The sequence below is a fragment of the Cupriavidus sp. FW305-F7 genome (assembly GCF_058782875.1).
In genome coordinates, this window is sequence record NZ_JBYSYC010000065.1 from 1 (window position 1) to 13,356 (window position 13,356).

Annotated in this window: 9 protein-coding genes; all 9 read left to right on the forward strand. The window is 65.1% G+C overall.

Features of this window, described 5'->3' with window-relative positions; all coding sequences use genetic code 11:
• The first annotated feature begins 646 nt into the window (after positions 1 to 646).
• Positions 647 to 3,310 (forward strand): DEAD/DEAH box helicase, encoded by a 2,664-nt coding sequence (locus AC3WL8_RS36165; RefSeq protein ID WP_041229061.1) that lies wholly within the window; start codon positions 647 to 649, stop codon positions 3,308 to 3,310.
• Positions 3,311 to 3,327: 17 nt separating this feature from the next.
• On the forward strand, positions 3,328 to 4,350 hold the full coding sequence (locus AC3WL8_RS36170; protein WP_013959271.1) for a hypothetical protein: 1,023 nt from the start codon (positions 3,328 to 3,330) through the stop codon (positions 4,348 to 4,350).
• A gap of 973 nt (positions 4,351 to 5,323) precedes the next feature.
• Positions 5,324 to 6,172 carry a MurR/RpiR family transcriptional regulator gene (locus tag AC3WL8_RS36175; protein WP_041229063.1) on the forward strand — a complete coding sequence of 283 codons (849 nt, stop codon included), beginning with the start codon at positions 5,324 to 5,326 and terminating at the stop codon, positions 6,170 to 6,172.
• A 21-nt stretch (positions 6,173 to 6,193) separates the two neighbouring features.
• Complete coding sequence (locus tag AC3WL8_RS36180) at positions 6,194 to 7,426, forward strand: diaminopropionate ammonia-lyase (RefSeq protein ID WP_013959273.1); 1,233 nt, start codon at positions 6,194 to 6,196, stop codon at positions 7,424 to 7,426.
• Positions 7,423 to 8,670 (forward strand): M20 family metallo-hydrolase, encoded by a 1,248-nt coding sequence (locus tag AC3WL8_RS36185; protein ID WP_013959274.1) that lies wholly within the window; start codon positions 7,423 to 7,425, stop codon positions 8,668 to 8,670. Before AC3WL8_RS36180 ends, AC3WL8_RS36185 begins: the two co-directional genes overlap by 4 nt.
• A 31-nt stretch (positions 8,671 to 8,701) precedes the next feature.
• A complete protein-coding gene (locus tag AC3WL8_RS36190) occupies positions 8,702 to 9,649 on the forward strand; it encodes an N-carbamoyl-D-amino-acid hydrolase (protein ID WP_013959275.1) in 948 nt (315 codons plus the stop codon).
• Between the two features lie 120 nt (positions 9,650 to 9,769).
• On the forward strand, positions 9,770 to 11,104 hold the full coding sequence (locus tag AC3WL8_RS36195; protein ID WP_041229280.1) for an MFS transporter: 1,335 nt from the start codon (positions 9,770 to 9,772) through the stop codon (positions 11,102 to 11,104).
• Between the two features lie 16 nt (positions 11,105 to 11,120).
• Positions 11,121 to 12,284, forward strand: coding sequence for a YgeY family selenium metabolism-linked hydrolase (locus tag AC3WL8_RS36200; RefSeq protein WP_492379889.1), 1,164 nt, complete (start codon positions 11,121 to 11,123; stop codon positions 12,282 to 12,284).
• A 360-nt stretch (positions 12,285 to 12,644) separates the two neighbouring features.
• Positions 12,645 to 13,334 (forward strand): DUF6884 domain-containing protein, encoded by a 690-nt coding sequence (locus tag AC3WL8_RS36205; RefSeq protein ID WP_238553153.1) that lies wholly within the window; start codon positions 12,645 to 12,647, stop codon positions 13,332 to 13,334.
• Positions 13,335 to 13,356 lie beyond the last annotated feature (22 nt).

Here is a 13,356-nt window from a genome sequence, read left to right on the forward strand (position 1 = left end):
CGACCGGAGCCACCTTACCCCCTCAGCGCCACACAGTCACCCATACCACTCGTCGGTCTGAGGCGGAGCCTCGTTAGTAATATGCTCGTCAAATCGAGCATATTGGTGGTATTGATCGATTTTAGATACATATCTGCTTGGTCCACGCTAGACCCGCCGCTGAGGGCTACATACGGTGGGCCTCACGGGCTGGCCGAGAGCTTTCCTAGGCCGTGCCGGCACCGCAACTCCGGCAGCGCCGTCGTCGAGCACGGACACGCCTCCATTTAGTCGTTTGCAAACCAGCGCGCAAGCTTAGCCAACTGATTTTCGCCGTGCAGTTCAATCTCGCATGATTGAGGTTTTGGTACCCTTTGATGGGCGGCAAAGCGCGAAGCGACTTTCCGTGAGTGAATACATAGCAATTAGTTCTCCTACAGCAGATGCAAAAACAGTGCGCAGAACATGTACAACGCGGCGGCCAGGCGTACCCCGGACGACTGGTCGATCCGATAATTCGGTCGGCCCCGACGCCAACGGAGATTCGCCCGGTCCGACCTAGGCTGGCGGGCCTGCTGCTTGATGCCGCAGCCACTTATCTTGACATGCGGCGTCAGCGCTTGCTGCAACCGTGCGATGGGGACGGGCGCCTTTGACTGCTGCCGACATGCTCGCACCACACCTGACGCCCGGCGGACACCTGCTCGCGGTGCCGGAGGACGCCGCGCCAATCTTGGCAGATGAAACGCGACTGCGGCTGGCAAATTCCTTCGCCCTTGGCGCGGGGCATGGCCTGCTGCATCTGGGCGCGGCGGAAATCGACCGCATTTTGCCCCCCGCATGGGCCTGGTGGCGTGATTTTGCCGCGCGCTATGTCACCGCCTTGTGCGCTACGCCCGAAGGCGGTGAGATCGAGGTCGCAACGCCTGCTGCCCAAGACCTTTATGCCCTGATCGACGATGCGCCGCCAATGATGGGCGGCGAGTATCTCACGCCCGATGTGCTGGCCACGCTGTGGGGCGAGATGGATACTGCCTTGCATCAGGAACTGGCGGCCGCCAATGTCTCGCTTCAGGATTTCCTCAAAATGCGCCACCCGGCGTGGAATCTTGTCGGCCGTGTGCATTTCAATCTCGCTGAGAACCGCAGGGATCCGGAGTCACCGTTCGCCTTCCTTGCGACGTACACCTCGCGCCTGTCGGCCCTTGGCAAAGCGCAACATCAGCCACTGTCGCAAGCCCTGGCGGAATTTTCAGGAGCCAGGAGCAAGGCGCAACTGCTGTCGTTACTGCTGCCGGTGCAGCGCGCCGCGGAACACTGCGATTGGCTTCGCGAGATGGTGGATACCGGCGAGATATACCATCCGCTGCGCTGGACGCCGCTCGATGCCTATCGCTTTCTCTCGGACCTGTCCCAACTCGAAGCCGCCGGGATTGTCGTACGCACCCCAGGCAGTTGGCAATCGGGCCGCCCTGCCCGTCCCGTTGTGAAAGCCAGCGTCGGCGCACAACCGCCTTCGCTCCTGGGCAAGGACGCGTTACTCGATTTCGACATGGAAGTCTCGCTCGACGGCGAGCGTCTCAGCGCCGCCGAGGTCAGGGATCTGCTCAAAGGCGCCGACGGCTTGCAACTCATCCGGGGCCGCTGGGTCGAGGTGGACAAGAAAAAGCTCGGTCGCCTCCTGAAGCGATTCGAGGCCATGGAAAAGGCGGCGCAAACCGGCCTACCCTTTAATGAGGCGCTTCGTCTTCTGGCGGGTGTTTCGCTCGACGATAGCGCCGATCCCGCTGACCGCGACTGGTCGCAGCTGGTGGCAGGGCCCTGGCTGGCCGACATCCTGCAGGAGTTGCGTCAGCCGGAGGGGTTGGCGCAGATCAGCCCGGGGCCGGAACTCAAGGCTAACCTGCGGCCCTACCAACAGGCCGGCGTGCGGTGGTTGTACCTGCTCACCCGGCTCGGACTGGGCGCTTGCCTGGCCGATGATATGGGCCTAGGCAAGACCATGCAGGTACTCTCGCTGCTGCTCGTGCTGAAGCGCGAAAGCGCCGAGGTGCGGCCCAGCCTGCTGGTCGCCCCCGCATCGCTGCTGGCCAACTGGGCGGCAGAGGCCGAGCGCTTTGCCCCCAGCTTGCGCCTCCTGATCGCCCATCCGTCGGTCATGCCGGCGGCCGAATTGCGTGCGCTGGACCCCGCGCGGCTTGCGGACACCGATCTCGTCATCACCAGCTTTGGCTCGCTGCTGCGCCAGCCGGTATTGGGCACCATCCCATGGCGCGTTGCCATTGTCGACGAAGCCCAGGCGATCAAGAATCCGGGCGCCAAGCAAACGCGACAGGTCAAGCAACTCCAGGCACAATCGCGCATCGCGCTGACCGGAACCCCCGTAGAAAACCGTCTGTCCGACCTGTGGTCCATTTTCGATTTCACCCACCCCGGCTTGCTGGGCTCAGACAAAGTCTTTGCCAACTTTACCAGGCGGCTGGCGCAGGCCGAGCACTTCGGTCCGCTGCGAACGCTGGTACGGCCCTACATTCTTCGCCGCCTAAAGACCGACAAGCGGGTCATCGACGATCTTCCGGACAAGACCGAACTCAAGGCCTGGTGCCACCTGAGCCCGAGCCAGGCGGCACTTTATCAGCGTGCGGTGAAGGATCTGGCCACCGCGCTTGAAGACGCCGAAGGCATTGGTCGCAAGGGTGTAGTGCTGAGCTTCCTGATGCGCTTCAAACAGATCTGCAACCATCCGTCGCAGTGGTTGGGCGACGCGGCCTGGCACGCGGAAGACAGCGGCAAGTTCGCCCGCCTGCGCCAACTGGCCGAAGTCATTGCCGCCAAGCAGGAAAAGGTGCTGGTCTTCACCCAGTTCCGCGAGACCACTGAGCCACTGGCGGCATTTCTGGGGTCGATCTTTGGCCGCGAAGGTCTTGTGCTCCATGGCGGCACCCCGGTAGCCAAGCGCCGCGAACTGGTCAAGCGATTCCAGGAAGATGAGCTGATCCCCTTCTTCGTGCTCTCGCTCAAGGCCGGTGGGGCCGGTCTGAATCTCACCGCCGCTTCGCATGTGATCCACTACGACCGCTGGTGGAATCCCGCGGTGGAAAATCAGGCGACTGATCGAGCATTCCGTATCGGCCAGCAGAGGAACGTCCTGGTGCATAAATTTATCTGCCGTGGCACGATCGAGGACCGTATCGACCAGTTGATCGAAGCGAAGCAGCAATTGGTGAAGGATGTGCTGGAGGGCGGCGCAGAACTCCTGCTCACCGAGATGAGCGATCGCGAATTGCTCGATCTCGTGAAGCTCGACGTTCATGCCGCGCAGGAAAACTGATCGTCAGAGGAACCGCAATGGATTACGGTTACGGGGAATGGAAGCCCTATGTCTCGGCCGCCGAGCGCAGAAAAAAGGCGGAGGTGGCCGCCGCGAAGGCGAAGAAGGCTGGTGCGGTCCTGTCGCCCATTGCGTCGTATCGCGGTGCTATCGCCAAGACCTTCTGGGGCAAGGCCTGGTGCGACAATCTGGAAGTCTACAGCGACTATGCCAACCGGCTGCCGCGCGGCCGCACCTATGTGCGCAACGGTTCCGTGATCGACCTTCAGATTACGGCAGGCGAAGTCCGCGCGCAGGTAATGGGTTCGAGCCTCTACACGGTTGCTGTGACCGTGACGGCGTGTCCTGCAAAGCAATGGCGAGCGATCGGAGCCGATTGCGCGGGGTCAATCGATTCGGTCGTGGAACTCTTGCAGGGCAAGCTCTCGACAGCCGTGATGGAGCGCATCTGCAAACCTGGCACCGGCCTTTTCCCGATGCCGAAGGAAATCAGGTTCAATTGCAGTTGTCCGGACTGGGCGTCAATGTGCAAGCACGTTGCCGCCGTACTCTACGGCGTCGGCGCGCGGCTCGACCAACAGCCGGAATTGCTCTTCGCCTTGCGCCGCGTCGAGGCCACTGATCTCGTCAGGCAGGCCGGCGCTGGCCTGCCCAAATCCACCAAACGACCCACTTCCAGCAAGGTGCTCGACGACGCGCTGGTGGCCGATGTGTTTGGCATCGAGTTGGCCGACGATTTTTCACCGCCGAAGCCTGCTGTCGGACGTAACAAGGCACCGGCAGGAAAGGCCCCAGCGAAAAAGGCGACCAGATCGGCTGTCGCGACAACCCGCAAGCCACCTGCGAACGCGAAGACTGCGGGGAACAATGAATCGGTCACAAGGAAGTTACCGGTCAAGCGATCTGCTGCGCCACGCAAATCAACCTCTGGCAACGTTGTTGCCGGTAAAGCGAACGTGGCGAACTCGCCTGCAACCCCGAAAGAGACGGCAACAAGCAAGCGCGCCAGTACTCGATCGGTGAAAGGTACCTCCCGTTAAACCCCGATCTGATCTCGCAGGGTTACGCGGGCGGGACGGGTGCACGTCGGTATCTGGTGAGGTCTCGGAATGCCGAGCCTCGGTGGACGTGCCCGGTTCGCGATTTCACAGTCCGCATTGATCTCGCTGAGCATTCGGGTTCGACCTTCACGTCGTGTCGACGACACGATGTAGAGGCCTCGCGCACTGGCCGAGGTGGGGTCGCCCAGCCCCGGACTTACCCTGACAGCATGCGCCGCACGCTCGAACGGCGCATCAGCAAGTGGCGGGCTGTGTCCGGGCCGCCCAAGGATGTCGTCTTCCCGCAGGAGCATGCTCCGGGGATTCGGGCGGTGTCGGACTTCTTCAGTTCAATCACCGCCTGTATCACTTCGAGGTGGTCGATGACGGAGAGAGCTTCGAGGATCTTCCAGGCGGTCGTGGATGGTCAGTCGCGGCCCGGCGTGGCGTGGCTGGCGGCTGCTGGGGGGCCAACGACAGAGTTGGATACCTGTTTTTCCGGCACTCGCGTGCAAGATTGGCTGGAAATCGTCCCCTCTTCGCTTAGCAGGTCGCTGAAAATTTTTGAACCTCGATACAAAACTCGCGACCTCGTAGAGCGGCTCACAATCGATTTTTCCGACAAGGTCAAAAGGCCAAGGCACCCTTCGTAAGGCCTCAACCAGGGGGTGTTTGCCGCATCGGCTGGTCGGCTTCCGCTGGCCGCTCGCCCTGGAACCGGCCGACGCTCTTCATGAAACTCTCCATCTGGATCAGATGCCGAGCATAGGCTCATGACCGGCTGCGTTTGAAGCCTGCAGCTTCAGCGGGCGCAGGCTCGACGTCGCTTAGCAAAAGCGAGAGCGGCCTCGACCCGCTCACCAATGTGCGCGAAAATCCCCTCATGAAACTAAAGTTTCATCCTCAATATTATTTGACACTGCAGTTTCATCAGCCTATATTTCTGAAACCGAAGTTTCATTCGGACCCGACCATGACCTTATCGTTGCAAGACAAGATCCTCGCGCTGAACGACCAGCTCACCGAAAGCGAGCGCCGCCTGGCCGCCGTGACCCTAGAGTGCATCGGCAACCTTGCAGCCTACTCGGCCACCGAGCTGGCGCAGAAGGCCGGCGTGTCCAAGGCGACCACCGGCCGGTTCTTCCGCCGCTTGGGCTACGAGAACTTCAACGAGGTCCGCGCCCTGCTGCGCGACGAGGCCGACCGCGGCTCGCCGCTGTACGAGCTGGCCGGCGTGCAGGCCCCTGCCGATGACCAGGCGCCGCTGGCGCGCCATCTCGCCAATGACCTGCAGAACCTCGCCCAGACCTTCGACCGCCTGAACCCCGCCGATGTCGAGCGCGCCGTCGCGCTGTTCGCCGGCGCCGGGCGGGTTTTTATTGCCGGCTTCCGCAACGGCCGCGTACTGGCGCAATACGCGTGGGCGCTGCTGACCCAATTGCGGCCGGGCGTGACGCTGGCGCCGGGCGCCGGCCTGAACCTTGCCGAAGACCTGGCCGACCTGGGGGCCGACGACGTGCTGCTGGTCATGGATTTCCGCCGGCGCGTGACGCTGCTGTGGCCGATGGTGGCGCACGCCAACCGCGTCGGCGCCAAGGTCGTGATCCTGACCGACCCCAGCGCGACGGACCTCCCGGCGCGCTCCGACGTGGTGCTTCGCTGCGTCAACCACGGGGCGGCGGTGTTCGACTCCTACGTCGCAGCCGTCAGCCTGATCAACCACCTTTGCACAAGCCTCGCGCTGATCCTTGGCGACGCGGCACGCGAGCGGCTCGAGGAAATCGAGTCGCTCCATGACCACTACGGCGACCTGCATCGCTAGATCCCAACCCAGGAGACTGTCTTGAACCACCCGCTCCCCAACCTGAAGCTGCAGTGCGCGCTGAACCCGGCCGCCACGCCCGGCGCTCCCTACGGCGCGCGCCAGCAAGCCGTGCTCGGCGGCGACGCCTTTGTCCGCGCCGCCGCGCAGATCCGCCGCTGGCCGGGCTATGCACCGACGCCGCTGGTCGCCCTCGACGGCCTGGCGCGTGCTGCCGGTGTCGCGCAGATCCTCTACAAGGACGAAGGCGACCGCTTCGGGCTGGGCAGCTTCAAGGCGCTGGGGGGTGCCTACGCGGTCAGCCGCCTGCTGCTGCGCGAAATCGGCAGCCGGCTGGGCGTGGGCGACGTGTCGGTCGATGACCTGCTGTCGGGCCGGTACGCCGACGTGGTACGCGACATCACGGTCACTTGCGCCACCGATGGCAACCACGGCCGCTCCGTGGCCTGGGGCGCGCAGCGCTTCGGCTGCCAGTGCGTGATCTATATCCACGCCACCGTCAGCGAAGGCCGCAAGGCCGCCATCGAGCAATACGGCGCGCAGGTGGTCCGCACCGCCGGCAACTACGACGACTCGGTGCGCCAGGCGGCCGAGGATGCGGCACGGCTGGGGCGCTTCGTGGTTTCCGACACCTCCTATGAAGGCTATATGGAAGTGCCCAAGGACGTGATGCAGGGCTACGCGGTGATGGCCGACGAGGCGCTGCACCAGTTGCCAGACGGCCAGCTTCCGACCCACGTGTTCGTGCAGGGCGGCGTGGGCGGTCTTGCCGCCGCCGTGTGCGCGCACTTCTGGGAAGTGCTCGGCGACAAGCGTCCCCGCTTTATCGTGGTCGAGCCGGACAAGGCCGCCTGCCTGTATGAAAGCGCGCGCGCCGGCAAGCCCGTCGCGGTCCATGGCGCCCTCGACACGGTGATGGCCGGACTCGCCTGCGGCGAAGTCTCGCTGCTGGCGTGGGAAGTGCTGCATCCCGGCGCGCATGCCTTCCTGACCATCGACGATGCCTCCGCGCTGGAAAGCGTGCGCCTGCTGGCCGACGGCCGCTATGGCGATGCGCCCATCGTCGCCGGCGAATCGGCGGTCGCGGGGCTGGCCGGCTGCCTTGGCGCCATGGCCGATCCCGCCACGCGCGAACAGCTTGGCCTGGACGCAGCCAGCCGGGTGCTGGTGTTCGGCAGCGAAGGCGCGACCGATGTCGCGCTGTACCAGCGCATCGTCGGCCGCCTGCCGGAAGACGTGAGGAAGGCAGCGTGAGCCCGGACCTCAACGTCGAGCGATCCGCGCGGATCGACCTGCCTCGGCTGCTGCGCCGCATCGCCATGCTGGGTGAAGTCGGCGCCATCGAAGGCGGCGGTGTCTGCCGGCTCGCGCTGACCGACGAAGACCGCGCCGGACGTGACCTGGTGATGTCGTGGATGCGCGAGCTCGGGCTTGCGGTCAGCATCGACGGCATCGGCAACGTGGTCGGCGTGCGTGCCGGCCGCGAAGACCTGCCGCCGGTGATGACCGGCTCGCACATCGACACCGTGCGCACCGGCGGGCGCTACGACGGCAACCTCGGCGTGCTCGCCGGGCTGGAAGTCATGGCCGCATTGGACGATGCCGGCATCGTCACGCGTCGGCCGCTGGCGGTCGCCTTCTTTACCAACGAGGAAGGCGCGCGCTTCGCCCCCGACATGATGGGCAGCCTCGTGTTCCAGGGTGACCTGCCGCTGCAACAGGCACTGGACACGCGCGGCATCGACGGCACCACGGTTGGCGAAAACCTCGCGCGGATCGGTTATGCCGGCCCCGCACCGGTGGGCCAAAACCGCGTGCATGCCTTCGTCGAACTGCATGTCGAGCAGGGCCCGGTACTCGAGCACGAGGACGTCACCATCGGCGCGGTCACCGGCGTGCAGGGCATCCACTGGTCCGAATTCACCGTGGATGGCACTTCCAACCATGCCGGCACGACGCCGATGCGGCTGCGCCACGACGCCGGCCTCGTCGCCGCGCGCGTCGCCGGCTTCGTACGCGACCTGTCGCGCGAACTGGGCGGCGCGCAGCTTGCGACCGTCGGGCAGGTGCAGTGCTTCCCGAACCTCGTCAACGTGATTCCGAACCGCGCGGTGTTCACGGTCGACCTGCGCAATACCGATGGCGCCGTGCTGGCGGACGCCGTGCAGCGCACGCTGGCCTATGCGCAGGAGGTGGCAAAAGCCGAGGGCGTGCGCCTCAGCCACCGCGCGCTGGCCGATTTCGCGCCGGTAGCGTTCGACGCAGCCATGGTTGACCGCGTCGAAGCCATCGCGCGCCGGCACGGCCACAGCGTGCGGCGCATGCCGAGCGGCGCGGGGCACGACGCCCAGATGCTCGCCCGCATGTGCCCTGCCGGCATGATCTTCGTGCCGAGCGTGGCCGGCCTTTCGCACAACGTCGCCGAACTGACCCACGACCGCGACATCCAGGCCGGCGCCGACGTGCTGCTCGACCTGATGCTCGAACTTGCCGCCTGACATTCCCCGCATAACAGGAGACTTCCCGATCATGTCCCGCTTTGTCCATGTCGCCGCAGCCCAGCTCGGCCCGATCCAGCGCAGCGACTCGCGCCGCGACGTCGTCGCCCGCCTGCTGGCCCACCTTCACCATGCCCACGAGATGGGTTGCCACCTCGTAGTGTTCCCCGAGCTGGCGCTGACCACTTTCTTCCCGCGCTGGTACGTGGAAGATCCCGAAGCACTCAACGCCTTCTACGAGCGCGAGATGCCCGGCCCCGAGACGCGCATCCTGTTCGACACCGCCGCGCGGCTCGGCATCGGCTTCTACCTCGGCTATGCGGAACTGGCGCTGGAGGGCGGCGTGGAACGGCGCTACAACGCCGCCATCCTCGTCGGCCGAGACGGCAAGACCATCGGCAAATACCGCAAGGTGCACCTGCCCGGCCACGACCAGCATGAGCCGTGGCGCGCCTTCCAGCACCTGGAAAAGCGCTATTTCGAGCCGGGCGACGACTTCGGCGTCTGGCAAGGCTTCGGCGGTGTCATGGGCATGGCGCTGTGCAACGACCGCCGCTGGTCGGAGACCTATCGCGTGATGGGCCTGCAAGGCGCCGAGATGATCCTGCTGGGCTACAACACGCCCGTGCACAACCCGCCCGCGCCGGAGCACGACGACCTGTCGATGTTCCACAACCACCTGGTGATGCAGGCCGGCGCCTACCAGAACGGCACCTGGGTGGTCGGCGTGGCCAAGGCCGGCAAGGAAGAAGGCTGCGAGATGATCGGCGGCACCTGCATCATTGCGCCGTCGGGCGAGATCGTCGCGGCCTGCTCGACCAAGGGCGACGAACTGGCGATCGCGCGCTGCGACCTCGACCTGTGCCAGTCGTACAAGAGCACGACCTTCAACTTCGAGCGGCACCGCCGCCCCGAGGCGTACGGCCGGATCACCAGCCAGCGCGGCGCGACACCGCCGCAGGCGCTGGCGGCTGCGTAGCCGGCGCACTTTTCCGCCCCTAACCCAATCGAGAAAAAAAGAAATGCAGGCGCCTTCCGGCGCCCGCAGGGGGCGTTGTTGTCTCACCAAATCCAAAGGAGGAACACAGTGAGCGATTCCCTGCATTCCGCGCCGACGCTTCACGCCCCGGCCGCGACCCCTAACGCGACGTCAGACACCATAGCAGCGCACGACAACGCGCTCTACCGCAAGGTGGCCTGGCGGCTGCTGCCCTTCCTGATGGCCTGCTACGTGGCAGCCTTCCTGGACCGCGTCAACGTCGGCTTTGCCAAGCTGCAGATGCTGGACCAGCTCAAGTTCAGCGACACGGTGTACGGCCTCGGCGCCGGCATCTTCTTCATCGGCTACTTCCTGTTCGAAGTGCCGAGCAACGTGCTGATGCACCGCATCGGCGCCAAGAAGACGCTGGCGCGCATCATGGTCCTGTGGGCCTGCATCTCGGCTTGCATGGCACTGACCAAAACGCCGACGCAGTTCTACATCCTGCGTTTCCTGCTGGGCGCCGCCGAGGCAGGCTTCTATCCCGGCATCATCCTGTACCTCACCTACTGGTTCCCGTCGCACCGCCGCGGCCAGGTGATCGCCGTCTTCATGACCGCGGTGCCGGTGGCGGGCATCCTCGGCGGACCGCTGTCGGGCTGGATCATGGAAAGCATGCACCAGCACCACGGCTTTGCCGGCTGGCAATGGATGTTCCTGCTCGAGGCGATTCCGTCGGTGGTGCTGGGCCTTGCCGTGCTCTGGTACCTGGACGACAGCATCGCCGAGGCGCGCTGGCTGAGCGCGGCCGAGAAGCACCGCCTCGCGCACAACATCGCAGCAGAGAAGGCAAGCAAGACCGAGCATGTGTCGCTGCTGAAGCTGTTCCGCGACCGCCGCGTGATCCATATGGCGCTGATCTGCTACTGCACGGTCTCCAGCCTGTCTGGCCTCGCGTTCTGGATTCCGTCAGTGATCCGCTCGACGGGCGTGGTCTCGCTACTCGACGTCGGCCTGCTGACGGCGATCCCGAACGCGTTCGCGGTGGTGTCAATGATCCTGGTGTGCCGGCATTCCGACAAGACGCGCGAGCGGCGCTGGCACATGGTCATCCCGTTTCTCGTCGGCGGCACCGGCCTCGCGCTCAGCACGATGTTCAGCCATAGCCCGGCGTTCGCGGTAGCGATGCTGTCGGTGGCTGCGGCCGGGTGCATGGTCTGCTCGCCGCTGTTCTGGAGCCTGCCGACCGCCTTCCTCGAAGGGCGCAGCGCGGCGGCCGGCATTGCGGCAATCAATTCCTTCGCCGGCCTCGCCGCTTTTGCCAGTCCCTATGCGATCGGCTGGATCAAGGACCTAACCGGCTCGACCGACTGGGGCATGTACTTCCTCGCTTCCTTCACCGTGATCGGTGCGCTGCTGGTGCTGCGCGTGCCGGCTGCGCTGGTCAACCGCTGACAACAAGAGAAATACCATGATGATCGATCCAGCAAGCAATCTCAGTGATGTCGCATCACTGGCACGCGAGATGGTGCGCATTCCCAGCCTGTCCGGACAGGAGGGCGACCTGGCCGCGCTGCTGTCACGCCGCATGGCCGAAGCCGGCTTCACGTCGGTGACGACGGACCGCAACGGCAGCGTGCTCGGGCTGATCGGCCCTGAGGGCGCCGACGTGGCGCTGCTGTTCGATGGCCATATGGACGTGGTGCCGGTCACCGGCACGTGGCGCTTCGAGCCGTTCGGTGGCACCATCCACGACGGCCGATTGTATGGACGCGGCAGCACCGACATGAAGGGCGGCATTGCCGCCGCCATCTGCGGCGTCGCCGCTGCGGCGCGGGAGCGGCCGCTGCGCAAGCGCATCGCGGTCTCCGCCAGCGTGCTCGAGGAAGTCATCGAAGGGCATGCGCTGGCCTCGGTGCTGGGCCGGTGCAAACCAGATGCGGTGGTCATCTGCGAACCGTCGAAACTGCAGGTCAAGACGGGACAGAAAGGCCGGCTGGAAATCCAGCTCACCTTCCAAGGCAAACCCGCGCATGCGGCGACGCCGCACCTCGGTGTCAATCCGCTGCTCGCCGCCGCGCGCGCGCTGACGGCGCTGGAAGGCCTGCAATTGCCGGTCGATCCGGTCCTTGGCGCCGCGCTGCTGGTGCCGACGGACATCGTCTCTTCGCCGTATCCGTCGATTTCGATGATCCCGACGTCGGCCACCATCCGCTTTGACCGCCGCACCCTCGACGACGAGACGCGCGACGACGTCCTCGGCCAGATCGAAGCGTGCCTGCGCGCCGCCGGCCTGCAGGACTTCGCACTGGCGGTATCCGACGACGAGGTGCGGACCTTTACCGGCGAATCGGCACGGCCAACCCGCTGGCTACCGGCATGGCTGCAGCCGGAGGGCACCCCGCTGGTGCAGGCTGCGGTGCGCGCCATCGCGCAAGCCGGGCGTTCGCCGCAGGTCGGAAGCTGGGCATTCTGCACCAACGGCTCCGAATCGGCCGGCCGCCGCCGCATCCCCACCATCGGGCTGGGGCCGGGGTGCGAGGAGGACGCGCATACCATCGATGAATCGATCGCGCTGGAACAACTGGAGGGAGCAAGCGAGATCTATCGCAACCTGGTGCTTGAAATGGCCTGACACTGCAGCTGAACTGCACGCTGCTTCACAGCATGCGCACCGCCTCATCGAGCAACTTTTATGGGCGACATGCCCTGCCAGTCTCTTTGTTGGCAGCTCAAGACTTGCGCAGCAGGGCTGCCGCATAAGTCCGCCACCCCTGAGACGGTGCGCTTCTAGCCCAGTGTCCAGCAATTGCCGGTGGCGCATACGATGGGGCGGTGGCGTGCTGTTACCTTGACTTTGGCAGTGGGTCTATAGAGTGAAAAGCATGCCACGCGAATCCACGCCCATGCTTTCGACCAATTCGACCAAGCAACTTCCGCTATTCCCCCACGCACCCAAACCCCGCAACGATGTGAGGAGCCGGCCCTGCTCTTGATGGCATGCTCGGGCACGAAGCTCGATCGGGATGCGCGCGCCATCGACCTATACCGGGACGTGATGTATGAATCGTACCGGGCGCACGTGCGCAGCGATGCGGCGCCCCGCGTCCTGATCCTGTCCGCGCGTCACGGTTTCCTGCAGCCCGACACCGAGATTGCCCCCTACGATGAGCGCATGACGCGGCAACGCGCCGACCAGATGCTCTCTGACTTGTCGCGCTACCTTCGGCCTGCTTCCTGGCCAACTCGCGTCGGCACAGTGATGCTCGCCGGAGGCAAAGAGTATCGGCGCGTCATGCGCGCGGCGCTGGCCCGCCGGTACGGACCCACGCTGCCGCCTGTCCTGCAGGAAACCAGTGGTGGCATCGGGATGCAGCGGTCGCAACTCGGCGCCTTCCTTGACGGATTGCAGCCGGCGTTCCGCGACCAAATCGGCCAGCACGCCAACGGCACACCGCTCTATCGCGCGTATGGATGGATCAAGGCCGGCGCCCTCGCCACCCTGCTCTACCGGGCGGCGCCCGCTCTTCCCTCGCGCCAGGCTCGCGTGCTCTCGGTCTTCAAGGGGCCGAGCGGCCCCACCGCCGACGTTGAAGTGGAAGAGTTCGTGCGCGGCCGCGCCAACATCCGCCCGCGTTGGGTCAGCGTCAGGGAACTCCACCTTTCCACCGAGGTACCGGCATGAGTGATTTTGACCGACAACTGCA